Annotated in this window: 24 protein-coding genes and 1 riboswitch; of the genes, 18 read left to right on the forward strand and 6 right to left on the reverse strand. The window is 47.5% G+C overall.

Annotated features, from left to right (window positions below; all coding sequences use genetic code 11):
• Nucleotides 1–44 precede the first annotated feature (44 nt).
• Nucleotides 45–1,244 (reverse strand): glycoside hydrolase family 130 protein, encoded by a 1,200-nt coding sequence (locus tag WA407_RS01445; RefSeq protein ID WP_250260144.1) that lies wholly within the window; start codon nt 1,242–1,244, stop codon nt 45–47.
• On the reverse strand, nt 1,241–2,416 hold the full coding sequence (locus tag WA407_RS01450; RefSeq protein ID WP_336076631.1) for an AGE family epimerase/isomerase: 1,176 nt from the start codon (nt 2,414–2,416) through the stop codon (nt 1,241–1,243). The genes WA407_RS01445 and WA407_RS01450 overlap by 4 nt, the downstream gene beginning before the upstream one ends.
• Nucleotides 2,417–2,651: 235 nt before the next feature.
• Between WA407_RS01450 and WA407_RS01455 the strand changes: the two genes are divergently transcribed.
• The 14 genes from WA407_RS01455 to WA407_RS01520 all read left to right on the forward strand — a co-directional run bounded on the left by WA407_RS01455 (nt 2,652) and on the right by WA407_RS01520 (nt 17,436).
• The gene (locus tag WA407_RS01455) at nt 2,652–3,971 is read left to right on the forward strand and encodes an ABC transporter substrate-binding protein (protein WP_235306645.1); all 1,320 of its coding nucleotides are present in this window, start codon (nt 2,652–2,654) and stop codon (nt 3,969–3,971) included.
• A gap of 67 nt (nt 3,972–4,038) precedes the next feature.
• Nucleotides 4,039–4,923, forward strand: coding sequence for a carbohydrate ABC transporter permease (locus WA407_RS01460; RefSeq protein WP_235306644.1), 885 nt, complete (start codon nt 4,039–4,041; stop codon nt 4,921–4,923).
• Between the two features lie 2 nt (nt 4,924–4,925).
• Nucleotides 4,926–5,759: a carbohydrate ABC transporter permease gene (locus WA407_RS01465; RefSeq protein ID WP_025721962.1), complete on the forward strand. Its 834-nt coding sequence runs from the start codon at nt 4,926–4,928 to the stop codon at nt 5,757–5,759.
• 60 nt (nt 5,760–5,819) lie between these two features.
• A complete protein-coding gene (locus tag WA407_RS01470) occupies nt 5,820–6,869 on the forward strand; it encodes a glycoside hydrolase family 130 protein (RefSeq protein ID WP_336076633.1) in 1,050 nt (349 codons plus the stop codon).
• 11 nt (nt 6,870–6,880) lie between these two features.
• Complete coding sequence (locus WA407_RS01475) at nt 6,881–7,840, forward strand: acetylxylan esterase (RefSeq protein WP_336076634.1); 960 nt, start codon at nt 6,881–6,883, stop codon at nt 7,838–7,840.
• A 57-nt stretch (nt 7,841–7,897) separates the two neighbouring features.
• Nucleotides 7,898–7,997: riboswitch (purine riboswitch) on the forward strand.
• Between the two features lie 69 nt (nt 7,998–8,066).
• A complete protein-coding gene (locus WA407_RS01480) occupies nt 8,067–9,245 on the forward strand; it encodes an MFS transporter (RefSeq protein WP_235306641.1) in 1,179 nt (392 codons plus the stop codon).
• An 80-nt stretch (nt 9,246–9,325) separates the two neighbouring features.
• Entirely contained in the window at nt 9,326–9,469 is a 144-nt protein-coding gene (locus WA407_RS01485; RefSeq protein WP_016822706.1) for an RAxF-45 family protein, read from the forward strand.
• 103 nt (nt 9,470–9,572) lie between these two features.
• Nucleotides 9,573–11,648, forward strand: a complete 2,076-nt coding sequence (abc-f, locus tag WA407_RS01490) for a ribosomal protection-like ABC-F family protein (protein WP_336076635.1) — start codon at nt 9,573–9,575, stop codon at nt 11,646–11,648.
• 343 nt (nt 11,649–11,991) lie between these two features.
• Nucleotides 11,992–12,720, forward strand: coding sequence for an ABC transporter ATP-binding protein (locus tag WA407_RS01495; RefSeq protein ID WP_250266909.1), 729 nt, complete (start codon nt 11,992–11,994; stop codon nt 12,718–12,720).
• A complete protein-coding gene (locus WA407_RS01500) occupies nt 12,717–13,517 on the forward strand; it encodes an ABC transporter permease (RefSeq protein WP_336076636.1) in 801 nt (266 codons plus the stop codon). Before WA407_RS01495 ends, WA407_RS01500 begins: the two co-directional genes overlap by 4 nt.
• Nucleotides 13,518–13,531: 14 nt before the next feature.
• The gene (locus WA407_RS01505) at nt 13,532–14,299 is read left to right on the forward strand and encodes an ABC transporter permease (RefSeq protein ID WP_336076637.1); all 768 of its coding nucleotides are present in this window, start codon (nt 13,532–13,534) and stop codon (nt 14,297–14,299) included.
• Nucleotides 14,300–14,496: 197 nt separating this feature from the next.
• On the forward strand, nt 14,497–15,729 hold the full coding sequence (locus WA407_RS01510) for an ABC transporter substrate-binding protein (RefSeq protein ID WP_336076761.1): 1,233 nt from the start codon (nt 14,497–14,499) through the stop codon (nt 15,727–15,729).
• Between the two features lie 16 nt (nt 15,730–15,745).
• On the forward strand, nt 15,746–16,612 hold the full coding sequence (locus WA407_RS01515; protein ID WP_053326352.1) for a carbohydrate ABC transporter permease: 867 nt from the start codon (nt 15,746–15,748) through the stop codon (nt 16,610–16,612).
• Complete coding sequence (locus tag WA407_RS01520) at nt 16,612–17,436, forward strand: carbohydrate ABC transporter permease (protein ID WP_235306635.1); 825 nt, start codon at nt 16,612–16,614, stop codon at nt 17,434–17,436. Before WA407_RS01515 ends, WA407_RS01520 begins: the two co-directional genes overlap by 1 nt.
• A 108-nt stretch (nt 17,437–17,544) precedes the next feature.
• On the opposite strand, the gene WA407_RS01525 is transcribed toward WA407_RS01520, so the two are convergent.
• The 3 genes from WA407_RS01525 to WA407_RS01535 all read right to left on the reverse strand — a co-directional run bounded on the left by WA407_RS01525 (nt 17,545) and on the right by WA407_RS01535 (nt 20,992).
• Nucleotides 17,545–19,230 (reverse strand): DUF4179 domain-containing protein, encoded by a 1,686-nt coding sequence (locus WA407_RS01525; protein WP_336076638.1) that lies wholly within the window; start codon nt 19,228–19,230, stop codon nt 17,545–17,547.
• Complete coding sequence (locus tag WA407_RS01530) at nt 19,190–19,750, reverse strand: RNA polymerase sigma factor (RefSeq protein ID WP_322158930.1); 561 nt, start codon at nt 19,748–19,750, stop codon at nt 19,190–19,192. The genes WA407_RS01525 and WA407_RS01530 overlap by 41 nt, the downstream gene beginning before the upstream one ends.
• A 234-nt stretch (nt 19,751–19,984) precedes the next feature.
• A complete protein-coding gene (locus WA407_RS01535) occupies nt 19,985–20,992 on the reverse strand; it encodes an acrylyl-CoA reductase family protein (protein WP_336076639.1) in 1,008 nt (335 codons plus the stop codon).
• A gap of 357 nt (nt 20,993–21,349) precedes the next feature.
• On the opposite strand from WA407_RS01535, the gene WA407_RS01540 reads away from it, so the two are divergent.
• The 3 genes from WA407_RS01540 to WA407_RS01550 all read left to right on the forward strand — a co-directional run bounded on the left by WA407_RS01540 (nt 21,350) and on the right by WA407_RS01550 (nt 24,217).
• The gene (locus WA407_RS01540) at nt 21,350–22,759 is read left to right on the forward strand and encodes an MATE family efflux transporter (protein ID WP_023990870.1); all 1,410 of its coding nucleotides are present in this window, start codon (nt 21,350–21,352) and stop codon (nt 22,757–22,759) included.
• A 258-nt stretch (nt 22,760–23,017) separates the two neighbouring features.
• Nucleotides 23,018–24,031, forward strand: a complete 1,014-nt coding sequence (locus tag WA407_RS01545; protein ID WP_235306631.1) for a LacI family DNA-binding transcriptional regulator — start codon at nt 23,018–23,020, stop codon at nt 24,029–24,031.
• Between the two features lie 9 nt (nt 24,032–24,040).
• Complete coding sequence (locus WA407_RS01550; RefSeq protein ID WP_155765236.1) at nt 24,041–24,217, forward strand: hypothetical protein; 177 nt, start codon at nt 24,041–24,043, stop codon at nt 24,215–24,217.
• Here the strand turns inward: WA407_RS01550 and WA407_RS01555 are convergent.
• Complete coding sequence (locus WA407_RS01555) at nt 24,214–25,170, reverse strand: sugar kinase (protein WP_235306629.1); 957 nt, start codon at nt 25,168–25,170, stop codon at nt 24,214–24,216. The genes WA407_RS01550 and WA407_RS01555 overlap by 4 nt on opposite strands.
• 340 nt (nt 25,171–25,510) lie before the next feature.
• Here WA407_RS01555 and kduI point away from each other — a divergent pair, with 340 nt between their 5' ends.
• Nucleotides 25,511–26,341, forward strand: a complete 831-nt coding sequence (gene kduI / locus WA407_RS01560; RefSeq protein ID WP_250266902.1) for a 5-dehydro-4-deoxy-D-glucuronate isomerase — start codon at nt 25,511–25,513, stop codon at nt 26,339–26,341.
• Nucleotides 26,342–26,376 lie beyond the last annotated feature (35 nt).

Raw genomic sequence — 26,376 nt, forward strand, 5'->3', positions numbered from 1 at the left:
ATGGATAGTATACATGGTTCCGCAAGCAGGATAAAGCCTGCGGCTTATGTCCGCTGGGAAGGACGGGAGTGTGCTTGTAATAGCGCTTCATTGTGATGAATTAGCTCGCGGCGAACAGCGGCGCTGCCGAGAGAGCGCAAGGGATCGGATGGTGTATTGAAGGTGTAGTCCTCCAGCCGAGCGATGGTGGTCGTCGCTACGTGAATACGGGTATCGCTGGACGCGTAGTAAATAAAGACTTCATCTTGCTCGTTAACAACAGCCCCGTTGCAAAAAATAACATTCGAAACGTCGCCCACGCGTTCCTCATCATAAGGAGCCAGAAAGTGTCCACCGGGCTTGGCGATGACGCGCGTAGGGTCTTCCAGACTGGTGGCAAAGGTATACAGCACATACCGTAGTCCGGCGGCTGTATTGCGTACCCCGTGAGCGATATGAATCCAGCCGCGACTGGTTTTGATCGGGGCAGGCCCCTGTCCGTTCTTGGCTTCGTACACCGTATGATAACAGCGCTCATCAATGACGGTTTCGTGTTCAATCACGGGTTGTGTAATATCTTTGCACAGGCCGAAGGCGATGCCTCCGCCTGAACCGGTGGAAATAAACCCGTCCTGGGGACGAGTATAGAAGGCATATTGACCGTCCACAAATTCAGGGTGCAGGACAACGTTGCGCTGCTGTGGGGACTGGGTAGTGATGTTGGGAAGCCGGGTCCATGTACGAAGATCACGAGTGCGGACCAGTCCGGCCTGAGCGACAGCACTGGAGGTATCGTGGGGTGGTGCGTCAGGGTCCTTTTTTTCCGAGCAATAAATACCGTAAATCCAGCCGTCTTCATGCTTTACCAATCGCATATCGTACATATTTGTTTCTTCCGGGTCGATATCCTCCCATACGAGGGGAGCGTCAATGAATCGAAATTGATCAATGCCGTTATCGCTCTCTGCCAAAGCAAAAAATGACTTTCGATCCAGTCCCTCGGTGCGCGAAACAAGAATGTATTTTCCTTCATGATAGATCGCCCCTGGATTCAATGCCGCATTTACACCCAGCCGCTCCATGAAAAAGGGATTGGTTTGCGCATCCAGATCGAACCGCCAGTGAAGTGGAACATGATGGCGTGTGAGCACTGGGTAGATGTAGCGTTCGTAGATACCATTATAAAAGGTAGTTTTAACCTCATTGGGGCGTGTAATCAGTTCCTCTTGCTGCAACCGCAGCTCATTATATTTGCTATGGATCATTGGTTTTCCATCCTTTCTAGCATTTCTATGCAAAATCGGCTGTTGTGATAAGGGCACTTCCAAGGTCCTGCAATCTCTCTCGCATCAGGCTTACCATCCGCTTGAACTGACCAGAACCATTCGCCTCCGGGGCGCGGATCGATGATATGTTGCCGGGTATAGGACCATAGATTTTTCACAATTTGCAAAAAACGTTCGTCTTTTGTACGTTGAAACGCATTATAAAAACCAACCATTCCCTCGGCCTGTACCCACCAGATACGTGAGGTGTCTACCCGCTCTCCTTCCCGCTCATTGATGAGCGATCCGTCTGGCTGAACAGCGCGCTCTGCTACCGCATTGGCAATATCCATCACCATATCCACGTATTCTGACGGGTAATAACCCAACACACTCATAGCGTCCTCAATCAACCAGCTGGCTTCGATGTCGTGACCATATGAGGTCAGGTCAAGCAGAGAGCGCCATTCACGATCGAAAAATACCCCCAGTCGTCGAGCAGAAGCATCGTAAACACGATGATATAAAATATCCAGTACGTTCGTCAGTGCATCTCGAACCTCTTCATTTGGCCAGACGCGCAGCAATTGGGTGTACGCCTCCAAAACATGAATATGCGTATTCATGGTGATATGCGCGGTAACCCCATTTTCGCTGAGTAGCTCATTAGGCTGCATGTTCCACGAGCGGTCATATTGTTCGCCGTATGCCTGCCGGGTGGGATCATATCCTTTTTGCTCCAGTAGGTGGAACAGCTCCATAGCTAGTGGTAATGCATTCGGGTCGTCTGTGGCACGTGCATACTCTGCTATCGCATAGATCGCGAATGCCTGCGCGTATACATGCTTGCACGTGTCCACGGGTTGCCCGGTGTAGTCCACCATCCAGTACATTCCTCCATGTAATGGATCAAGCAGGTGATCTCGCAGGAATGTGAATGCATGTCGTGCGGCTTCTGCATAGGTATCTTCCCCTGTTACACGGGCAGCCGCCGAGAATGACCAGAGTAGCCGTGCAGTGGCAATCCCTCCTTTGTCGGCTTGGTTATGAATGTGCAGATCCACGTCCACCTCGCCGTAAAACCCACCGTGTGTCTCATCCTTCAGTCCAAGCCAGAATGGGAGTATGTGTTCCTTCCATTCCTGTCTAATTTCGTCCAGTAATGTTTCCAAGAGACAAAGCCTCCTTCGGAAAATAAATTATTAAGTTATCGTTAACTTTACAGGAGTATCATATCTAGCTGTTTGTAAACTGTCAACCATGCTAAATTGGTGTTTTTTCATAAGATGTGACCCATTCCACTTTACAAAAAGAATATTGTAATTGACACAGTAAGCGCTAACATAATAAAATGATTTTGTTACTTTAACGATAACCTTATTTGAAAACAACAGGAGGGGTCGTCTCATGAAGTTGTCCAAGGTTTTGATGTCATTACTATCCGTGGTTTTGTTAGCGGGGCTGTTTACTGGCTGTACCTCAAAGAAGGATGAGCCAGCTGCCAGCTCTGATCCGAAGGGTGTGGAAGGTGAAATTACGGTTATCACACAGCGGACTGATATTGTGGATACCGTATTTCAGGATTACGCCAAGGAATTTAACAAACTTTATCCGAACGTGAAGGTCAATTTTCAGGCATTGGCCGATTATGAGGGTCAAATTAAAATCCGGATGGGGACCAGGGATTATGGAGATGTTTTGCTGATTCCTGGCAGTATTCCAGTTGAAGAGCTGCCCAACTTTTTCGAGCCGCTGGGTACTTATGAGGAGATGAAAAACAAGTATACCGGCCTTGAAGAACGTACGGTGGATCATAACAGCTACGGTATTCCAATTGCGATGGTTTACTCTGGTGTGATTTATAACAAAAAGGTGTTCAAGGACGCAGGAATCACGCAGCTTCCCAAAACACCGGACCAATTCCTGACAGCGTTACAGCAGATTAAGGACAAAACCAAGGCGGTACCGCTGTTTACGAACTATGCCTCTGGTTGGGCACTGACCCAGTGGGAGTCTAGTCTGGCAACATTGGCGGGTACAAAGGAATATGTGAATGTCACACAACCGAATACAGATGACAATTTCACGAAGGGCCAGCCCCACTATGAACTGTATAAGGTCCTGTACGATGCGGCTAAAAAAGGCCTGATTGAAAAAGATCCAACGACTACAGATTGGGAGACCTCCAAGGCGGATCTCGCTCAAGGCAAAATCGGTACGATGGTGCTTGGCTCTTGGGCGATTGACCAGATCAAAAGCACAGCTTCTAACAAGGATGATATCGGTTTTATGCCTTTCCCGACGAATGCCTCCAAGGTGCTTGTGCCTCTGGCTGGTGATTTTAACCTCGGTATTAACGTAAACAGTGAAAATAAACCGGCGGCCCGTGCCTGGGTGGATTGGTTTACCGAAAAGTCCAACTATGCCGTAGAGCAGGCAGGTAGCATTAGCCCGCTGAAGGGTGCCCCAATGCCTAGCATTTTGAAACAATACGAAGATCAGGGAGTCGTTTTTGAAACGCTTACTCCATCTCCAAAAGGACAGGAAGGGATTGTCGATAAAATCGACAAAAAGGGAGAAATCGGCTTGTGGCAGCCTGACTTCAAAAAACGCATTATTGAGGCAGCAGTCGGTAACCGCCCGGAATCGTATGACACCATTATGAAGGATCTGAACGACGCATGGGTGAAGGCGCGTGCTGAAGTGGCTGCAAAGGAAGCAAAATAGCCATCTGAACTGACGAAAAGAAAGGATCGACGTAATAGTAGATGGACGGACAGCCAGGAGGTGCAGCATGTTAAAATTTTCGAATCTCAGCTACTCCAAACAAAGATTGGCGATTATTGTTGCCTTTTCGTTTATTCCGCTAGCGCTGCTGATCACTTTTGCGTACTTGCCAGTGATCAATATGTTTAAGTACAGCTTTTCGGACTGGAACGGCTATAGTAAGCGTCTGGAATATGTGGGCTTTGAAAACTATATCAAAATCTTTACCGACCCCGAGTATTTCTCGGTGTTTAAAGTCAGTCTGTATTACTTTGTAGCCACCTTTGTACAGATGGGGCTGGCCCTTTATTTTGCAACCATTCTTAGCTTTCAAACCTGGTTTAAAAATTTCTTTAAAGGCGTTTTGTTTTTTCCTTCCCTGATGAACGGGGTAGCTATTGGTTTTATTTTTCTATTCTTTTTTAAGCCAGACGGTACCCTTGATACACTGCTTCAGGCGATGGGGCTGGGTTCGTATGTCAAGCTGTGGCTGGGCAACCCGGAGATTATCAATATTTCGCTGGCTGGCACGTCGATCTGGAGATACATGGGCTTTAATTTTATCGTGTTTCTCGGTGCGATTTCCTCCATATCCAGTGATCTGTATGAAGCGTCTGATATAGACGGGGCTAACCGCTGGCATCAATTCCGCTCTATTATTTTGCCGAGTATCAAGCGGATTTTGCAGTTGAATCTCATCTTGGCGATTAGCGGGGCGATCAGTGCGTTCGACATCCCGTATATTATGACCGGTGGCTCCAACGGCAGTGAAACATTCGTCATTCAGACGCTTGATGTGGCATTCAAATACAGCAAGGTCGGTTTGGCCTCAGCGATGGCGGTCGTTCTGCTGCTGATCGTGATTGCTGTCACACTGCTTCAACGGTTGCTAATTCGGGGAGAGGAGGACTAATCATGTATAAGCTGAAAAGAATACTGGGTAGCAGCATCAAGTATGCCGCGCTACTACTAGGTGCGTTCATTGCACTGCTACCGATTGTCGTAATTTTGTTTGCATCTTTGAAGACGAAGGCTGAATATGCGGCAACCAGTCCTCTGACTCCCCCCGTAAACTGGCTGAATTGGGCTAACTATACCAAAGCCTTTATCAACGGAAATATGCTGACCGGATTTGTAAACACAGCTTTTATCCTGTTGATTTCGATCATCGGAGCTACGTTGACCGGTTCCATGATCGCGTATATTTTGAACCGTTTTAAATTTAAGGGCAAAAGTCTCATGCTGGGTGCGTTCTTGCTCGCCACGCTCATTCCGGGGGTGACGACACAGGTGTCGACATTCCAAATAATCAACAAGCTGGAGCTGTTTAACACGCCTTGGGCGGCGATCTTGCTGTATTTGGGAACGGATATTATTGCGGTGTATATTTTTCTGCAATTTCTGGATTCCATCGCGGTGGCGCTGGATGAATCGGCCATGCTGGATGGGGCCTCCTATCTGACGATCTACTGGCGCATTATCTTGCCCCTGCTGAAGCCTGCCATTGTGACGGTGATCATTATCAAGGGCGTTAATATTTACAACGACTTTTACACCCCGTTCCTGTATATGCCCAAAACAAGCCTTCAGGTCATATCGACGGCGCTGTTCAAGTTTAAAGGGCCATATGGCTCGCAATGGGAAGTCATTAGCGCGGGCATAATCATTGCCATTATTCCGACGCTGATTGCGTTTTTATCATTACAAAAATATATCTATAACGGTTTCGCGCAGGGTTCGGTGAAATAGAACAATGGCGAAATAGAAAATTTGGTGAATCAAATATCTCGGTGAGAGGGGAATACACGTATGAATAAATTGAATGTGGATTTGGGAGTAGATAGCGTACGAATTGTGGGAGGTAGTCTGCCGGAAATGCCGTGGCAGGATAAGCCTGAAGGCAGTGAGGCTCCGGTATGGAGACATAGTGAGAATCCGGTCATTGGACGGAATCCGGTACCGGGCATTGCCCGTATTTTCAACAGTGCAGTAGCTCCGTATGAGGGACGGTTTGTAGGAGTATTCCGGGCTGAAACGATTAATGGACGTCCGCATTTGCACCTAGGCTGGAGTGACGACGGGTTGGCTTGGGACATTGACACAGAACGTTTGCATTTGGTTGATGAGGAAGGGAACGATTACCAGCCAAATTATGCTTACGATCCGCGTCTGGTTCGCGTGGAGGACACGTATTATATCATCTGGTGTACAGATTTTTACGGTGCAGCATTGGGGATAGCACAAACGAAGGATTTTAAAAGCTTTGTACGATTGGAAAATCCGTTCCTGCCGTTTAATCGTAATGGTGTGCTGTTGCCCCGCAAGCTAAACGGAAACTTTATGTTGCTATCCCGTCCGAGCGACAGCGGACATACACCATTTGGCGACATTTTTCTGAGTGAAAGTCCTGACTTGGTCTATTGGGGCAAGCACCGTCATGTCATGAGCAAGGGCGGACAGGGCTGGTGGCAATCGGTAAAGATTGGCGGCGGACCGGCTCCGATTGAGACGACAGAGGGCTGGCTGATGTTCTACCACGGGGTGACAGGCACGTGCAATGGGCTGGTATACAGTATGGGCGTAGCCGTTCTTGACCTGGATGATCCATCTAAAGTTAAATATCGTTCCTCTAATTTCGTGCTGACTCCGGAGGAATGGTACGAAGAACGGGGTTTTGTGCCGAATGTGGTGTTCCCGTGTGCTACGCTGCATGATGCGGACACCGGGCGGATTGCGATTTATTATGGAGCCGCTGACACGTATGTAGGTATTGCATACACGACAGTGTCCGACATTATGAAGTATGTCATCGCAACGGATGAAGTGGTCGCAGACGACCGTGAGTCAGGCCGGATGTAGGAGGAACTTGAATGCCGGAGGATATGTCTTTACAGCAATTGCAGTCATATATGGGGAGTAACCCGAAGCCACCGGATTTTGACGCATACTGGGAACGGGCATTACAGGAGCTGGAGCGGCAGCCGCTTGATTATACACTGGAGCCTGCTGATTTTATCTCTCCGATGGTGGAGTGTTACCATCTATATTTTACTGGAGTGGGCGGAGCAAAGGTTCATGGGAAGCTGGCTCGTCCCAAGCACCTTACGGAACAAGGGCCAGCTTTGGCCATGTTTCATGGATATTCCTGCGACAGTGGCGACTGGTTCGACAAGGTAAGCTATGCGGCACACGGATTCACTGTGCTGGCCATGGATTGCCGGGGGCAAGGTGGGCTGTCCGAGGACAATTTGCAGGTTCAGGGAACGACGGTACGCGGCCATATCATCCGAGGGATTGACGACCCGGACCCGGATCGGTTGTATTACCGCAATGTATTTTTGGATACGGTACAGACGGTGCGCATTCTGATGTCTATGGAGCAGGTCGACCCTGAACGGATCGGCGCATTTGGCTGCTCCCAGGGAGGGGCCTTGACGGTTGCCTGCGCTGCATTGGAGCCGCGTGTCCGTATGGCAGTTCCGGTATATCCGTTTCTGTCGGACTATAAAAGAGCCTGGATGCTGGATGCCACTACATCTGCATATGAAGAACTGGTTTATTATTTTCGTTGGTTTGATCCGAACCATCTGCGCGAGGAGGAGCTCTTTCACCGACTAGGCTACATTGATATTCAACATTTGGCAGATCGTATTCGTGGTCGTGTGTTGTTTGTGACAGGACTGTCGGACATCATCTGTCCGCCTTCCACGCAGTTTGCGGTGTACAATAAAATCGTATCAGACAAGGAAATACTCCTGTATCACGAATACGGTCATGAGTACCTACCTTATCTGTCAGATCATGCTATGAGCGAATTTTTGCGGCTGTAGGGGGTTGAACTTAGCCACAGGCTCCTTTATAGTAATAGCTATAACCTTCGTGAATGCGTAATAAATGAATGCCCCATTTGTATAACCTCAATAATATGGTTTGAGGGTCTCTACCAGGAACCGATAAATCCTGATTACAAAAAGTGTACGTCTTGTACATTTCTTGTGGTCAGGATTTTTTTGCGTAATACGAGGGAATTTACATGACAGCAAAGGAGCTAATGTAATGAACTTCAAAGTAGTTATTTTAACGATTGCGACCTTTACGGTGGGGCTGGTGGAGCTGATTATCGGTGGCGTGCTACCCCAAATTGCACAGGATTTGAATGTCTCCGTAAGCACGGCAGGACAGCTTATCATGATCTATGCGCTCGTGTATGCTATTGCTGGGCCAACTCTGTTGGCGTTGACAGCCAAAATTGAACGAAAACGACTGTACCTGTGGTCGATGTTTATTTTTATTCTGGGAAGTCTGCTGGCCTTCTGGAGTCCGAATTATGCAGTCTTGTTTGTATCCCGTATCATTACCGCTGCAAGCGGGTCGCTGATCGTTACATTGTCACTGACCATTGCAGTCAAAGTGGTGTCCAAGGCTTATCAGGCCCGTGTCCTCGGTGTCATCTCCATGGGGGTTAGCTCCTCCATCGTTCTAGGTATTCCAGCCGGGGTGCTGATTGGAAATGCATTTGGCTGGCGGGTGCTTTTCCTGATCATTGCTTTATTGACGGTCGTTGCTATGATCGTTATCAACTTGTTTATGGAGCGGATTCCGACAGAACATGTTGTACCTATGCGTGATCAGTTGAAATCTTTAAAAAATGTTAAAGTCATCAGTGCTCATTTGGTGACCACGCTGACACTGGCGGGCCATTACACGTTATATGCGTATTTCACTCCGTTTTTAGAAAATATGATGGGCTTGAACGCTTCATGGGTTAGTGTGGCCTATTTTGTCTTTGGGCTGGCGGCAGTGAGCGGTGGTTTTATTGGCGGCTCTTTGGCAGATCGGTTCGGCACAGCGAAAAGTATTCTAGTCGTCGTAGGCGTGTTTATCGCCGTGATGTTCTTGCTGCCATTCTCAATTCACTCGATTTATGTATTTGCGCCGCTACTGATTATCTGGGGCATACTGAGTTGGGCCTTGTCGCCCCCGATGCAAAGTTATCTTATTGAAAATGCACCCGAATCGGGTAGTATTCAGCAAAGCTTTAATTTCTCCGCGCTCCAGGTCGGGATCGCTCTCGGTTCTGCCTTGGGAGGAGTAGTGATTGAGAATAGTGAATCTGTTGCCACTAACGCTTGGGTAGGTGGGGCATTTGTGATTGTTGCTTTCGTCTGCGGCGTATTTTCGATTACCAGAGCCGGGACTTCGCAGGCTGTCAGAGGACACCACTCTGTTTCATAGCTCGATGGACCATCGTCCTCTTTCATAATACGAGCAAACATGTTATACTACACACAATTATGAAGAAGGAGGTGAGGTAGGTGAATCACGAGATGCTGAACAACCGTATTAGCCAGCTGCCGATTGCTATGGCTGGCATTGTTCATGCTTTTCCATACAACGGGAGAAGTCTGTCCAATTTTAATCATACGGTTGTAAACATCGCGAGAAGACGCCTACCTTAACTCGAACGGATTTCTGTATCTTCCGAAGAGTCGCGGGGTTGCTCCTGCGGCTCTTTTTGTGTTACCCGGGTAAGGGTCTTCCTAAATAAAGGAGAGCCTGAACATGTATATAGTAAACGGTCAACAATTGAAAAAATACCACGCTGCCAATCTGATTTTGGATGGTGCATCGTTTGATATTCATACGGGAGAAAAGGTGGGGCTCATCGGCCGTAACGGAAGCGGTAAAACCACCCTATTACGCCTAATTGCACGTTTGTCCCGCCCAGATGAAGGGCAGCTCGTCATCGCCAAGGATACGAAAATCGGCTATTTACCGCAAATTCCGGCGGAGTTTGAGAGCTTCACCGTGTACGAAACGCTGGCTTACGCCTATCGTGAGCTGAAGGATTGCCGCAATCAGATGACCACACTGGAACGGGAAATGTCAGATCCGGTTGTGGCAGCGGATGCGAGCCTTCTGGAGAAGCTACTGCAATCGTATGCTGCCTTGCAGGAACGGTTTGAACGCAATGGCGGCTATGAAATGGATGCAAACATTGACCAGGTAGCGGATGGGCTGCGTATTCCCAAAGGCATGTATACGCGCAGCTTCGGCTCGCTGTCGGGTGGAGAGAAAACAAAAATAGCGCTGGCATCACAACTCATCGGACGACCGGATTTGCTGCTGTTGGATGAGCCGACCAACCATCTGGATTTGAAAGGGCTGGAATGGCTGGAGCAATTTTTGCAGGGCTATACAGGTGCGTGTGTGGTTGTATCTCATGATCGTTATTTTCTGGATCGGGTCGCCGTTAAAATGATTGAGCTTGAGGATGGCGAGGCGTTTACGTATTATACGAACTACAGCGGCTATGTTAAGGAAAAGGAAGAACGATTGCTACTGCAATTTGAAGATTATAAGGAACAGCAAAAGCGGATCAAAAAGATGAAAGAGGCCATTCGGCGTTTTGAAGAGTGGGGTCGCAATGGCGATAACGAAAAGTTTTTCAAAAAGGCAGCCTCCATTCGTAAGGCATTGGAGCGCATGGAGCTGGTTAAGCGGCCTGTATTGGACCCGCAGGGGGCGGAATTTCACTTAAAGCTGGAGGATCGTTCCGGTCGCCGGGTACTGCAGTTTGAAGAAATTGTTAAAGCCTATGGAGAGCGACAGATATTAAACGGGGCAACGGGTAGTCTGGAATTCGGCGAAAAGGTGGCCTTGCTGGGTGATAATGGGTCAGGCAAAACGACGTTGCTCAAGCTGCTGCTTGGTCAGGAAAGCGCAGATGCAGGCACGGTCCAGTGGGGTGCGCGCGTGGAGTACGGATATTTGGCGCAGCAAGAAAGAGAACGGAATAGCCGGGCAACTGTGCTTGCCTACTTCAAGGAGGAAGCAGGGGTGGAAGAAGGCGAGGCACGCGGGTTGCTAGCGAAGTATTTATTTTACGGTGCCGATGTGTTTAAGCCCGTGAGCATGCTGTCCGGTGGTGAATGGTCCCGCTTGCGGCTGGCGTTGCTGGTCATGAAAAAGCCAAATTTGTTGGTGCTGGATGAGCCGACGAACCACCTGGATATTGACTCACGCGAGGCGCTGGAGGAAGCGTTAGACACCTACACGGGAACGGTGCTGGCGATTTCACATGACCGCTACTTTGTGAATAAGCTGGCAGGGCGCGTGTGGGAGCTGGAGGATGGAAAGCTGACCTTTTATCTAGGCAGCTTTGATGAGTACCGAGCGAAGAAGCGTGAGCTGGAGAACGCTCGTCTACAGAGCGAGGGGGATACCGGGACACGCCCGACATCTGCAAGCAGAGCCGCATCGGGTGGCGGCTCTGGCTCGGGCTCAGCTGTACATTCCAGTGTAGCGAGCAATGGCATGGGGGCGGCTGCGCATACGGGAGCGACTACGGAAGACGATGCGAGCCGTGCACGCTCAGGTCGCTTGGGCTCGCCCGCTGCCGGGTCTGGGGCACGCGAAGCGAAGGCCGCGAAGCCATCACGCACGCCCGCTGCATCCAGCGAGCGGTTGGAGCGGGCCATCGCCGCCAAAGAAGCAGAATTGGCGGCGGCGGATGCCGAGCTGGAGCTGCTCGGCACAAGCGACGACACGATATACATGGCGGAGCTGTGGGACGCGCGTGAGCGACTGCAAGCGGAGCTGGATGTATTGCTTGGCGAGTGGGTTGAACTGGAGTAGGTGACAGGTTAGTAGTTACTGGATAGAAAACAGTTTATTTTATATAGAGGGTAGCCCTGAGGTAGAACGTTTACCGAAGGGCTACCTTTTTTGCAGTGTAAAGACAAAGAGATCATCACGAAAATTAATGACCATTAATTAAGATAAATGGAATTGATGTATCATTATTATTATATTTTACATATAAAGAAAGTTGTTTGCATTTCGCAACATGTGATATTTTTAAATTGAATAAATAATATGTTTCATTGTTAAGTGAAGTATGTGTTGTCCATCATGATCTTACATATCAAATGCACGCGTTGGAACTTTGTTGTGATTTGTTATGGATGGAGGGAATAGTATGTCAGACTCCTTACTGGAGGTCAGTCAGGTAACGAAAAGAATGGGGAAAAGGCATTTGTTAGACCGTGTTTCCTTTAAGCTTCAGAAAGGGAAGATATATGGATTCATCGGACCTAATGGAGCTGGTAAAACTACAATGATGCGAATCATGACCGGATTAATGCAGCCAACCAGCGGCTCTGTAAAGATAGCTTCATATGATGTACAGACGGATCGGGAAAAGGCGCTGTCCAAGGTGGGGGCTATCATTGAATCTCCGGTCTTTTTTGATTATATGACAGGCAGACAGGTTTTGCGCAATTTGTCACGGTTACACTCTGAGATTGTGCCCTCAGATCGGGAGATACATATTGAAGAGTTGCTTACAAAGGTGAGACTGGAAACACGGGGAGATGACAAGGTGAAAACCTATTCGCTGGGAATGAAGCAAAGGCTAGGTATTGCGCAGTCCATGCTGGGTGCTCCTGAGCTTTTATTGCTGGATGAACCGTCTAATGGGCTTGATCCTATGGGAATGCGGGAGCTGAGAGATATCGTGCTTCAGCTACGTGATTCAGCGAATTATGCCTTTTTTATATCCAGTCATCTGTTGGATGAACTGCAACAGATGTGTGACGAACTCATTGTTATCAAAGAGGGCAGGCTAGTTTGGCAGGGACCTGCTGATCAACTAGTAGAGGACGGCCAACGGCTAGAGGATGCTTTCATGGGATTGATGGGACTATGAAATCATTAATATACAGTGAGTTCGAGCGATTATGGAGACGAAAGTGGTTCTGGCTCATGGTGTTATGTACGCCGCTGCTTGCTTGTTCGACAGGAGTATATTTTTTGCGCACGATGAAGGTTCCTGTTGAGGTATTATCTTTAAACTTTGTCGTTACTGGTCTGCGTGAGAATTTGTTTTTAGTATGCAACATAGCTGTAGCTGCTTTAGCTGCTGCTGTATACACAGAGGAATTTCGAAGCGGGCAACTGCGGTTGTTATTTATGCGCCGATTTACCCGCGGGCAGATTTTCTGGAGTAAACTGCTGGTTTTAAATGCTACTATTTTGTTTCTTCTCATTGTATTTGCAGTATCATCGCAGGTGATCGTTGAAGTATGGACTCTTTCATATGATGTAAGTGATGCGGGGTTGTCCGAATCTCAAGGACTGCAGATGCTTAAATACTATGGTTGGGCGCTTGCCTCATTATTAGCAATATGCTCCTTCTATTGTTTCGTCGCTATGTATAGCAAAAGTGTAACGTATGCCATCGGTGTTTGTATGGTATACAATCTGGGTTCTCTGTTGTTTGATTCATTATATTTAAAATTGGCCTCTTTTGTTTCCCATATCCCATACCTATACAATCTGATCGCATTTATGATTATTCCATATATGCAGCATACAGGATTAGATAGGTCCTTAATGGGCAATTCGTCTGTGAATGGGGCGATTATCACCGTTGTTAGTCTATATCTTATCTTGTTTACTTGGGGCGCATACCGCCGTTTTGTGACTGATGATTATCTGTATTAGGGGGGGACTTCCTCATGCTGGCAATCTGGCGAAGTGAAATGGAACGAATTTGGAATCGCAAATCCACTCTTTTATTATATATAGCCTATATATTCATCGTGGTTGCAATTATATGGAGCCATAAAGTAACGGGTACGAAGGTCTTACGTTTTGGTGAAGGAACTGTGGTCGTAAATAATCTGAACCTGCCGTGGCTGATGATGAGTGAGGTTGCCTTATTTCTAGTTACAGCAATCCTGCCCATTCTGTACGTGGATCAGTTAAGCGGCGATCTCTATTCTGGAGCATATAGGCTATATATGCTACGACCGTATCGACGTTTTCATTTTTGGCTTGCCAAGTTGCTCGCACTATCAGCCTCAACGGCCATTTTTATGGCGACAAGCTTGCTTATAGGTGTATTCGCCGGATGGTTGTTTTTCCCACACAGCTCTACTTTTTTTAAATATGGTTCATCCGTCGCCTCTTCCCCATCAGATGCCGTACCCTACATACTTTCGTTTTATTTGGTATTAACGCTGGTTTGCTTGGTAAAGCTCATGTTGAGTAGCGCTGTATGTTTGTTCATGTCACGGCCACTGTTTGCTTATATAGTGATTCTTATCTTATCCGTATTTCTCTTTGAGTTGTTTAGGCCCCTCATTATGTTAATGGACCCATTTCAGCAAATAATGCTTGCTTTAAGAGTAGACAGTTCTTTTAATTTTTGGATGTGTGCAGGTGGATTGATTCTGGTAAGTATCATTATTAGTTTTACACGATGGGAAAAAAAGATTGTTTAGAAATAAGACTTGTAACCTGAACATCATAAAAGTAAAAGAAAGATCCAACCGACCGTTTGAGGGTCAATTGGATCTTTTTTAACATTGGTTCCTCCTGTTATCAGATTGTTGTAGCGGTATCGTTTCTTTTCCATAAGGGACGGGTATTAATTGTCTAGTCCCGCATAGATTGACATAGGGGAAAAGGAGGTATGAGCATGTGGTGTTGGGTCAAAAAGCTGTCTACACTGGCGGCGATCCTTTTATTGGCTTTTTTTGTAAGCGCATGCAACAAGGGTGATGCTTCGGGTAAGGTGAAAATTGAGTTTTTTCAAAACAAGCCGGAGGCCAAGGGTTCATTCGATAAGCTAATCTCTCAATTCAATCAGGAACATCCCGGTATTGAAGTGACACAGGTCAACCCGCCAGAGGCAGAGACTGTCTTATTGACCCGGGTTGTCAAAAACGATGTACCTGACATTGTAGGGCTTGGGGCCACTGATACCTACTCCATTTTGGCGCAAAGTGGTATTTTTACGGACCTGGCGAATACAGAATTGCCACGTACGATTGACCCGATTTACCTCAAAATGCTTAAGGATGTAACCGGGGTCGATCCCGTGTATGGAATTCCTTATGCTGCGAATGCGAATGGTGTGATGTATAACAAAACGCTTTTCAAGGAAATGGGATTGCAGGTGCCCAAAACGTGGGATGAGCTGATTGCAACGGCGCAAAAGATCAAAGCTGCTGGAAAAATCCCGTTCTATTTTACATATAAAGATGATTGGCAAACGAACCTCCCCTTTAATGCGCTGGGCCCGAATCTGGTGGGCATTGATTTTTTCCTGCAACGGCGTGAAAATCAGGTCACTTTTCAGGACAAGTACCGCGAGGTTGCGGAAAAGCAGCTGGAGCTACTGAAATACGGACATGGTGATAATTTTGGCAAAAACTATGCCGATGGTAACCGTGCCTTCGCTAACGGGCAGGGATTGATGTACATTCAGGGCTCGTGGGCCATATCTGAAATTCGCAAAGCCAATCCGAAAGTGGAGCTTGGATTTTTCCCATTACCAACAGGGAATGACGAAAAGGCAGTCAAGCTGGTGTCCGGTATAGATACGCTATTAGCCGTATCGGAGAGCACTCCGCATAAAAAGGAAGCCGAGGAGTTCATTGCCTTCTTGTTGAAGCCGGAGAACAGCAAGCAATACATTACAGAGCAAACGCTGTTTTCAGCGGTGAAGGGAGTCACGCAGGATGATCCGAGTGTGGCAGAGCTGTTGCCGTATTTTAAATCGGGCCGCGTCGTTGATTTTGCCGATCACTATATTCCCAAAGCGGTCCAATTGAATTCGATTGTGCAGGCCTTCCTGCAAAACAGAGACATCGACGACTATCTAGCTAAGCTCGACCGTGAATGGAATAAGGTAGCTAACCGCCGATAGGAGAGGAGGAGGAGACATGAATAAGCGACTAACGACTTTTTACTGGATGACGGTGCCGGCGGTGCTATTGTTTTTTGTATTTTTGACCTTGCCTGCCTTGCAGGGCTTTTATTATTCGCTTACAAACTGGAACGGCTTTGGTCATCAGTATCACTTTGTCGGGTTTAAGAACTATATTAATTTGTTTCAGGACGACAATGTGGGGAACGCATACTGGTTTACTTTCAAATTTGCGATTGTGGTTACCATTGCGACTAATATCCTTAGTTTGCTGATTGCGCTAGGGCTGAATGCTAAAATACGGTTTCGTAACTTTTTCCGCGGTATTTATTTTCTGCCTAATATTTTGAGCGTGTTGATCGTGGGTTACATATTCAATTACTTGTTCTCGAACGTGTTTACGATTTGGGGGCAAAATTTAGGTATTACCTCATTGTCGACGAACATTTTGGGCAGCGAACAACTGGCTTGGGTGGGGGTTGTCATCGTAGCTGTATGGCAGGGGATTGCCTTTAATACGATTCTCTATCTGGCCGGGCTGCAAACCATTCCGACAAGTCTGTATGAGGCGTCCAACCTAGACGGTGCGGGTAAATGGCGCGAATTCTGGAGCATTACTTTTCCGTTAATTGCTCCGTTTTTCACGATTAATATGGTATTGGCGATGAAAAATTCCCTGATGGTGTTCGATCAGATCGTGGCTTTGACGAATGGCGGGCCGGGACGGGCCACCCAGTCGATTTCCCACCTGATATACACCGGGGGATTTAGAGGCGGAGAATTTGCTTATCAGTCGGCTAACTCTGTTATTTACTTTATTGTGATCGCGATCATTTCCATCTTACAGCTGCGATTCCTCCAGAGAAGGGAGATGGATAACTGATGAAAACAAGCAGACGTACCAACTGGCCTGTGCTGCTTCTAGTAGCGTTGGGGACAATATTTATCCTGTTTCCTCTCTATATGACGGTAACGATAGCACTTAAAAATCCCGAACAGATGGCGCATTCCGCCTTTGCCTTTCCGACCGAGCTGCATTGGGAAAATTTTAGTCGTGCCGTAGAAATGACCAACTTCTTCAGCGCTTTTCAGAACAGTGTGATGGTCACGACATCGACGGTCGTATTAACTTTGCTAACCAATTCGATGGTCGCTTATGCGATTGCCCGTAATATGCAGCGACGCTTTTTTAAGGGATTATATTTTTACTTTGTGAGCGCCATGTTTATTCCGTTCCCGATCATCATGCTGCCGATTGTAAAACTGGCCTCGGGCCTTCATATGACTAATCTGTTGGGTCTCATTATGCTGCATACGGTGTATGGTTTGGCGTTTAATGTTTTCGTGTATGTCGGTTATATTCGCTCCATTCCGGTGGCATTGGAAGAGGCGGCCACGGTAGATGGTGCGACGACATGGGGTACTTTTTGGCGCATTATATTCCCGCTGATGGCGCCGATTAGTGCTACGGTGGGAATTCTCACTTGTCTGTCCACATATAACGACTTCCTGCTGCCGCTCATTATTATTAGCGATGCGGAGCAATATACGCTACCGCTCGTCCAGTATGTATTTCAGGGGCAGTTCAATACCGACTTCAATTTGGCCTTTGCCTCGTATCTAATGGCCTTGCTGCCGATGATTATTGTCTATCTGATTGCACAAAAATGGATCATCAATGGCGTTACGCAAGGTTCTGTAAAGTAGGACGGGAGTCAATCGTTTCAGGCAGAATGTGCCTTCCTAGGAAAATAAAAAGGGGTCCCCTATACCACGGTTCACACAGGTATAGAGGACCCTCTTTTTAAAGCATTGCTATTTGGATGCTTCGCTGTTGCTTGTCAGAGGCTGCAAGGGTACGGTTGTCTCTGCTTCCGGGTCGTCCGTTGTATAGTAGAACATATAGATAGAAGCTTCCTTCCCTTTGAAGTTCTTGTAGACATCCACTGCCTTGTTATTGCCGTCTCCGGAAAAATTGGCTGTGATCGGCTTGCCGATAATCCGTTCTTTACCCAGGCCAATATGCGTCTGGTTAATCCCTCCAAAGTGAGCATCCTCGCTTTCGGTTTCTACGAATAAGTCTGATCCTTGTTTGTAGTAGGTCCACTTCACAGGATAGCCACCGACTTGCGTCGTTAGTGTCTGTTTTTGCTCAGAAATATCAGTTAAACGCTGTGGCGTTTTGTCATCCGAATGGGTCGTAACCTTGTATTTGCCTGTAAAAGTAATAGGAGTGTCCTTGGTAATCACAAGATTGGAAGGTCGTTCAAAACGGATCGTGTTCAGATCGTGTTCCTGATCAGGTGAAGACCAACGACTACCTTCTAATGTTGTGCCGTTCACAGAAAGAAAGTACTTTTGATAAGGTAACATGGCGAATTTCTTTTCGCTTCTGATTGTGACACGGATTTGTGTAGGTGTGACAATCATTTGTTCTAGCGTAAAATTCGGATTGCCGTTCTCCAATGGAGTGTTCAGTACGCTTTTAATCGTCCCGCTTTCCATTTTCTTCTTGCTTAGCTGCAGATCAAAGTTTATGGGTTCATGTATACTTTTCTCAGTTTGTGCATATTGCAGTTTGAAAGCAGTCTGTCCTTCCGGTATATCTGCTTTAGTAAAATATTGTTGTGCGGTATACTCCCCGTTATCACCGGGTTTGCCAAAAGCCCCTCCAGGCTGCGACATCACAGGCTCGTCGCCTTTGTAGGCAATAATTTGTGGATTGTCCCATCTCTTGGGTATGGACGAATCGAAGGTAATCGCTGAGGACAGCATCAGTTTGTCCTTACCTTGTTCGAATACCTGTACCTTCATATCTTGTAAGCCGCTACGATCCAGCTTGAACGTCTGTATTTGAGGCGACCGAATATCGAGCGGCAAATCCAGTTCCTGAACGCTGGTGAGCTCTATATGATCTATGGTCAGCTGCACGTTCTCTGTTTCTTGCTGCGGTGTCCAATCACTTTCAAAGTACCCGTTGTACCGTTGATTTTTCGGGTCCCATTGCTGGAAGTTATATTCCCCTGCACTGCTTTCCCCCGCAGCACTTTTTAGCGATACGCCTTTAACATTCCAAAACTCGTTGTCTGCACGTTTTCCGACCTCCAAGCTGTACAGGATCACGGTCCGGTTCTCATCGACAATAGCTGTATGCAGCGTTAGCTTCACTCCGTCTCTGGTCACGGACTGCTCCAGCGGTTGCCCGAGGTTTTGCTTTAATGCTGTCTGGATGCCACTTCTTCCGCGTAGCAGATTGTCCCAGTTGTAGTGGATGGCGGCATAGACAGGAACTGCAACCAGAAGTGCGCTTAGAGAGGCGGCAATAGCTATTTTGCGCCAGTTTCTGTGTCGGTGGGGAGTGAATGAATCGGAAGTGTCGGTTAGCGTAGGGGCAGTATGCCCTGTCTGTTCCATCCGGTTCCACATCTCATCGAAGTCAGGATAGGCCATTTCCGAATCATCATTTAACTTGCGCTTCAATGCCTTTTCTATGTTGTTCATAGTTCTCTCCTTCCATCTCGGGAATTTGTACCCCTGCATCCCGCAATATTTGCTCCAATAACTTTAGTCCTTTGTGAGTCCTCGATTTGACGGTTCCCAGCGGAATTTCCAGCAGTTTTGATATTTCCGCCAGCGTGAAATCATGCATATAGCGGAGTGTCAGCACAGCGCGGATTTTGGCCGGAAGGCGATTCATATAAACGGCCCATTCCTCTGCCGATTCGCGTTCTTCCACCAGCCTGTCTACAGGTTTACCTTCCGCGCCGCTAAATAGATAGGGATTAGCCGATACCTTCAAATGCAGGCTTTTCTGGCGTTTAAGGTAATTCAGACAATGATTGACCGTAATCTTCATAATCCAGGCTTTTAGACGTTCGATCTGTTCACGATTGCTGCGAAACAGGATGATAAACACTTCCTGCGTTAAATCCTCTGCATCCGATGCATTATGTACCATGTAGTAGCAGGTTCGGTATACATCTCGTTGATACAAATCAAACAACTCTCGATTGCTCTCCAATGATGTGCTCTCCTTTCTCGTGCAGTTTATCTATATAACAACTGAGGTTCTCAAAAGGTTCATTTGGTTGCGAAAAATAAACCGTCTGCTTCAAATGTACCACACGAAAAAAGAAGCCTGTAAATCTCAAAATTGCAGATTTACAGGCTTCTTACATGTTCCTAAGCTAGACCCTAAGGGATGACACTTCTTCACGCGAAAACACGTCAATGGATAGCTTGCGGACTACTCCGCTTAGTCGACCAGCCGTACTAGCGTTCTTCCTTGCGAGCGGGCTGCAAGGATGTCTTCGAGCGCGCTTGGCAGGTCAGCCAATCCGACTTCGCGCTCAACGAGCTGCTCCAGCTGTTCCGGCTTCCATTCGCTGCCGAGCCGCTTCCAGATTGCTACGCGGGTGTCGTATGGGCAGAAGACAGAGTCTATGCCCAGCAGACTTACGCCGCGCAAAATAAACGGCAGCACCGTCGTAGGCAGCTTGGTGCCTGCCGTCAGGCCGCTCACGGCAACGGAGCCGTTGTAGGCGATCTGGCTTAGCAGCGAAGCGAGCGGCTTTCCGCCTACAGGATCAACAGCCGCTTGCCAAAGCTGCTTGCCCAGCGGGCGGACGCTCTCCGCACCGTCGTAGACCTCCTCGCGGGAAATAACCTCGGCTGCTCCGAGCGCCTTGAGGTAATCATGCGCATCGGCTTTACCACTGCTGGCTACCACATGATAGCCCCTCTTGTTCAGCAAGGCAATGGCTGCCCCGCCCACACCGCCCGTCGCTCCGGTGACGAGTACCTTGCCCTGCTCCGGAGTAACGCCGTTTTGCTCCAGTCGATATAACGACAGGGCTGCGGTGAATCCGGCTGTCCCGAAAATCATTGCCTCTCTCGGCGTGAGTCCGTTCGGAAGTGGAACCACCCAGTCCGCAGGCACGCGTGCATATTGGCTGAATCCCCCGAATTGAGTCACACCCAGCCCATATCCGGTAACGAGCACCGCTTGTCCTTCGCTAAAGCGGCTATCCTCCGAAGAGACGACGGTTCCCGAGCAATCTATGCCTGGTACGAACGGATAGGCTTTGACAATATTGCCATCCTTGCGGGCAGCAAGCCCATCTTTATAATTGATGCTGGAATAAGCGACACGAATCAATACTTCTCCAGCAGGTAAACTGCTAGCTTCCAGAGAACGTACCTCTGCTTGAACTTCACCGTCCTGTGTCTGATCGACGACAAGAGCTTGAAATGATTGAGTCATCTGTAAAAGCCTCCTTTATTACCTTTTAACCCTATGAATGTCCTATATATTCCATCTTTACTTCACAAATTATGCTTAGGAAGCATACAACAATCTTCACAACCTGTCAGCGGCAATGCTCACAGGCTCGTATTCTATTATACTCTTTAGCTCATAATTGCGTCGAAAAGACCAGACTACTGATATATTCTTGCAATATCCTGTTTCAATAAAGTTCGATAATCAATTATAAAGAGGGTGATAAATGAATTCTTACGCATTTTGCAAATCATTTTACGTAAACGGGATGTATTTTCAGAATGACTGTGCTAACATACCTTTTGATCGTTAAATAAATCTATGAAGAAAGGTGAATGAATGACAACCAGAGCACTAAAAAAAGGTTCGGTATTGTCCGAAGCTAAGGAACTGAATTTGTTCCGTTTAACATGGCCTATTTTCCTTGAATTGTTTCTGTTTATGCTAATGGGGAGCGTCGACACATTCATGATCAGTTCTGTATCTGATAATGCGGTGTCGGGTGTGGGCGCGTCCAATCAAATTATTTCAATTGCTATCCTTGTACTGGAGGTTATCGGCAACGGCGCTGCTATCGTCGTAGCTCAATATATCGGTTCTAAGAAACTAGTCGAAGCGGCCCAGGTTACAGGTACGGCCATTACGTTGAATTTGATGGTAGGTCTTTTGCTTAGCGTAATTTTTCTCGTATTTGGTACGCACATGTTGCAATGGCTGAATGTCCAGGGTGAGATTCTGGCTTACGCGGAGTCTTATATGAGCATCGTCGGAGGTGCCATTTTTCTTCAAGCATTGATTAATGCGCTGGCGGCGACTATTCGTACACATGGTTTTACCAAAGAAACAATGTATGTATCGGTTTTTATGAACGTGATCCACGTGGTCGGCAACTATGTTTTGATTTTTGGGCATTGGGGAATGCCTGCACTTGGAGTAGAAGGTGCTGCTATTTCTACAGTAGGTAGCCGCTTTATTTGTCTCCTGATCTTCTTCTGGCTGATGTACCGGGTCACTGAGGTTCGTGTCGAGTGGAAATATTACGTCCAATTGTCCAAAAAGTTCATCTCTAAAATATTGCGCATTGGTGTACCATCCGCGCTGGAGTCCATTATGTATCAGTCGTGTCAGCTCATCTTCACACTGTACGTGACTTATCTGGGCGCAGAAGCAATGGCGACACGTCAATATGCGAATAATATTTCGAGCTATATTTACTTATTCAGTATGGCAGTTGGTATGGGTACGGCTATTGTGGTAGGAAGGCTCGTGGGAGCCAGACAGAAGGATACGGCTTATAAACGTGTATTGACCAGTGTGAAATGGGCGCTACTCGTGACCGTGATTATTGATGCGGTGGTCATCTTTTTCCGTGTTCCCTTGCTTGGTTTGTTCACGGAAAACCCTGAAATTATTCGTTTGGGAGCACAGGTCATTTTACTTAGCATTCTGCTAGAAACTGGCCGGACCACGAATATCGTCATTATTAACTCGTTACGTGCTGCTGGAGATGCGAAGTTCCCGGTCTTTATGGGTCTGATCTCCATGGTCTGTATGAGCTTGCCGCTTGGTTATCTGCTTGTGTTCAAGCTGGACATGGGGCTCGCCGGTGTGTGGCTGGCCATTGCTGCTGATGAATGGACTCGTGCTGTCATCATGTATGCTCGCTGGAAAAGCCGATTATGGGAAAAGCATGCGCTGGTCGAGCACGATACACCAGATCAGTCTGCAACGCCCGTTCCGGCACATTGATGTCGAGCAGCATTTAGGGCCAGCTGGAACCTAGCTTTTCGATAAAGTTGTGTACGCGGAGGCAGTTCAAGAGAACATCTTGAACTGCCTTCTTTTTGCTGCTGGAGAACCATACTTCTACACGGTGGCACGATAGGCAACTTTGAAGTTCGACTTATATCATAATGGCATTCATAAATTGAAGTGTGGTAAATTTACTAAAAAAAAGATATACTTTTGTTGCACTAACGCAGTACATGAAAGACAAGGAGTGTACCGATGAAGAAGCCGACGATTGAAGATGTTGCCCAGAAGGCAGGAGTGTCTAAAAGCACTGTCTCGCAATTTCTGAACAAACGATATAAATATATGAGCGACCAGACCAGAGACCGGATTGCCGAGGTTATTCAAGAGCTGAACTATCAGCCTAACGGGCTGGCCCGCAGCTTGAAGCAAAACCGGACGTTTATGGTGGGGGTCATTGTAGCCAACATTGACTATACCCTTTCGATCCAGTCTATCCGTGCGATTGAGGAGGAATTGCAACGTTTTGGCATTCAGGTGATCATTTGCAACGCCGATGAAAACCCGGACAAGGAGGGTCAGTATATTGAGATGCTCAAGGCTCGGCAGGTGGATGGCCTGATCATCTTCCCGACAGGCAAGCATGCAGACATTTACAACCAGCTCATTCGTGAGAAATATCCATTGGTGTTTTTAGACCGCTTGGTGGACGGTGTCAATACGCGCAGTCTGCTGCTGGATAACGAAATGGCGGTTAAGTTGGCGATTCAGGAACTTGTGGCTCACAAGCATGAGCGAATTGCGCTGATTACCTTGCCCCTTGGCCTGAATCGGATTACTCCACGAGTGGAGCGGCTTAGCGGATACAAAAAGGCGCTGGAGGAGCATGGCTTGCCATCTCGTGAAGAATATATGCACAGTGTGCCGAGAGAAGAAATCCAGCGGACGCTGAAGGAGCTGTTCCAACTGCCGGAGCCGCCGACTGCGCTGTTGGCCGGGAATGATATCGTGTTGGCTGAGGTGTTAAAGTATGTGAATGCCCGCCGTATACGTATTCCGGCAGAGCTGTCCATTATCGGGATTGACGATGCGGAGTTTGCCCATATTTACAATCCGCCGATTACGACCATTACACAACCCATTGCGGATATGGGGAAGCAGGCAGCAAAAACACTGCTGTCCAGCATTGAGGAAGGCGGCGAATCAGTCCCGATTATTTACCGATTTGTGCCGGATATCAATCGGGGAGAATCCGTCAAAACGCTGTAGACGAGCAATGTGTCATATATTATAAAAATAGCCCGTATTCCTTTGTACGATCTGAGTATGCGTATGCTGCTCAGATCGTACAAACGCGAATACGGGCTATTGGAAGTTAAGGCTGACTTTGGATTCGGCCTTGTTGAGCTTGCGCTTATAGCGGTGAAGGTTATGCGGGGAATAAACCCCGACTAATTTGTGCTGGCGCTGAGCAAAAAGGATTCCAGCTCGGCTCGTGTCGGATAGCCGTCCATATCTCCGGCTGACATGACGGCCAGTGCGCCGAGGGCATTCCCGCGTTTGACTGCTTCTGCCAGGGGCAAGCCCTCCAGCAGCGCGCTGATAACGCCTGCGGCAAATCCGTCACCGGCACCGACGGTATCCACGACATGATCTACGCGGAAACGTTTGACATATCCCTCCGCATCTGCGGATTTGTAATAGGCGCCTTCGGTTCCCAGCTTGATAATGACCAGCGAGGTACCGCGATCGAGGTAGAACGAAGCGATATCCTCCGGTGAGGTGTAGCCTGTTAATATTTTACCTTCATGAATGCCGGGTAGAAGCCAGTCACAACCCTCGGACGCTTCGTTAATCGCCTCCACCATCGTTTTCGTGTCAGGCCATAACTTAGGTCTGAGGTTCGGATCAAAGGATACGGTTTTGCCAGCCTTTTTCATAAATTGCCGTGCATGACGTGCGAAATCACGGCACTCAGGGGAGAGGGCGACAGAAATACCTGTAAAATGCAGATGGCGAGCTCCGGAAAAGTAAGCCTCGTTAAAATCAGCGATGCTTAATGTAGAAGCGGCGGAATGTTTGCGGAAATATTCCACCTCGGGGTCCCCACTTGTAACTTTGGATTTAATCAGCATGCCGGTAGAGTGGTCTTTGGTAAACATGACGTTCTGTGTGTCGATCCCTTCCTCACGTAGCGCACTGGCAATGAACTTGCCGAACGTATCCTCGCCGAGTTTAGTCACGAGTCCCGCCCGTAGACCCAAACGCGCCAAACCGGCTGAAACATTCGTCTCTGCCCCGGCCAACGCTTTGGTGAATGAACGCACCTCATCCAGAGAGCCTGCTTCATTGGCATAAAACATGGCCATCGGTTCTCCGAAGGTAACAGCATCCAATGTTGCGGTCATTTGTATTCCTCCTTATGTTTAGTAAACTTAATCTGTAAGCGCATGCACCAACTGAATAAATTGAAATTATCACATAAATCGGTTTTTCACAATGATGAAGTTGATATATTGGATAAAAACTTTTTAGGTAATACAGATAAAAAAATGTGGTTTTGTTTATCAAAAGGTAAAAAGTGTGTAAAACTTCGTATGTACTAAGGTTTTTTCTAGGAATAGTGAAGTTTTGGGTTGACACCCTCTTAGATAATTATTACAATTCTAGCTAAGAAGTAGAGTTAGAAACCGCTTTTATAACAATTCCGTTGATAAAAAAGTTTATCTAAACAGGAGGAATGTTTTTATGGAAATGCGTTATTCAACTCATCCCGAACATGCCAAGCATTTTACGACTGAAGAGTTGCGTCAGCACTATTTGATCCAGGAACTGTTTGTACCTGAGGAGGTAAAGCTGGTCTATACGCATGAAGATCGTGTCATTATCGGGGGCATTTATCCCGTGAATAAATCTGTTGCGCTGGAAGGTAACGATCAAATCAAAGCAGAAACTTTCCTGGAGCGCCGCGAACTGGGCATTTTTAATGTCGGCGGCAGCGGTACGGTCAAGGTGGACGGTGAAACTTACGAGCTGGCCACAAAAGACTGTCTCTATGTAGGCAGAGGGGCCAAGGAGTTGATCTTTGAAAGCGATTCCAGTGAAAAGCCTGCGAAATTTTATATCGTTTCGGCCCTGGCTCATACTACGTATCCGACGACGAAGCAGTCTTTTGCCGATGTACCGTCTGAAAGTCTGGGTTCACAGGAAACAGCTAACAACCGTACGTTGCGTCGCTTTATCCATGATGAAGGCATTCAAAGTTGCCAATTGGTTATGGGGATGACGACGTTGGAGAACGGCAGTGTGTGGAACTCCATGCCGACACATGTTCATGACCGTCGTATGGAAGTGTATTTCTACTTTGAACTGGATGAGAATGCGAGAATGTTCCACCTGATGGGTGAACCGAACGAAACGCGCCATCTGGTCATGAAAAATGATGAAGCCGTTATTTCTCCACCTTGGTCTATCCACTGCGGTGCGGCTACGGGCAGCTATACCTTCATTTGGGGCATGGCCGGTGAAAATAAAACATATAAAGACATGGATCAGGTTGCCATGAGCGAGTTGCGTTAATCCAATCAGTGTATTGGAGCGTGGACCTGCAAGTG

The sequence above is a fragment of the Paenibacillus sp. 203 genome (assembly GCF_037027525.1).
GTDB lineage: Bacteria > Bacillota > Bacilli > Paenibacillales > Paenibacillaceae > Paenibacillus > Paenibacillus polymyxa_B.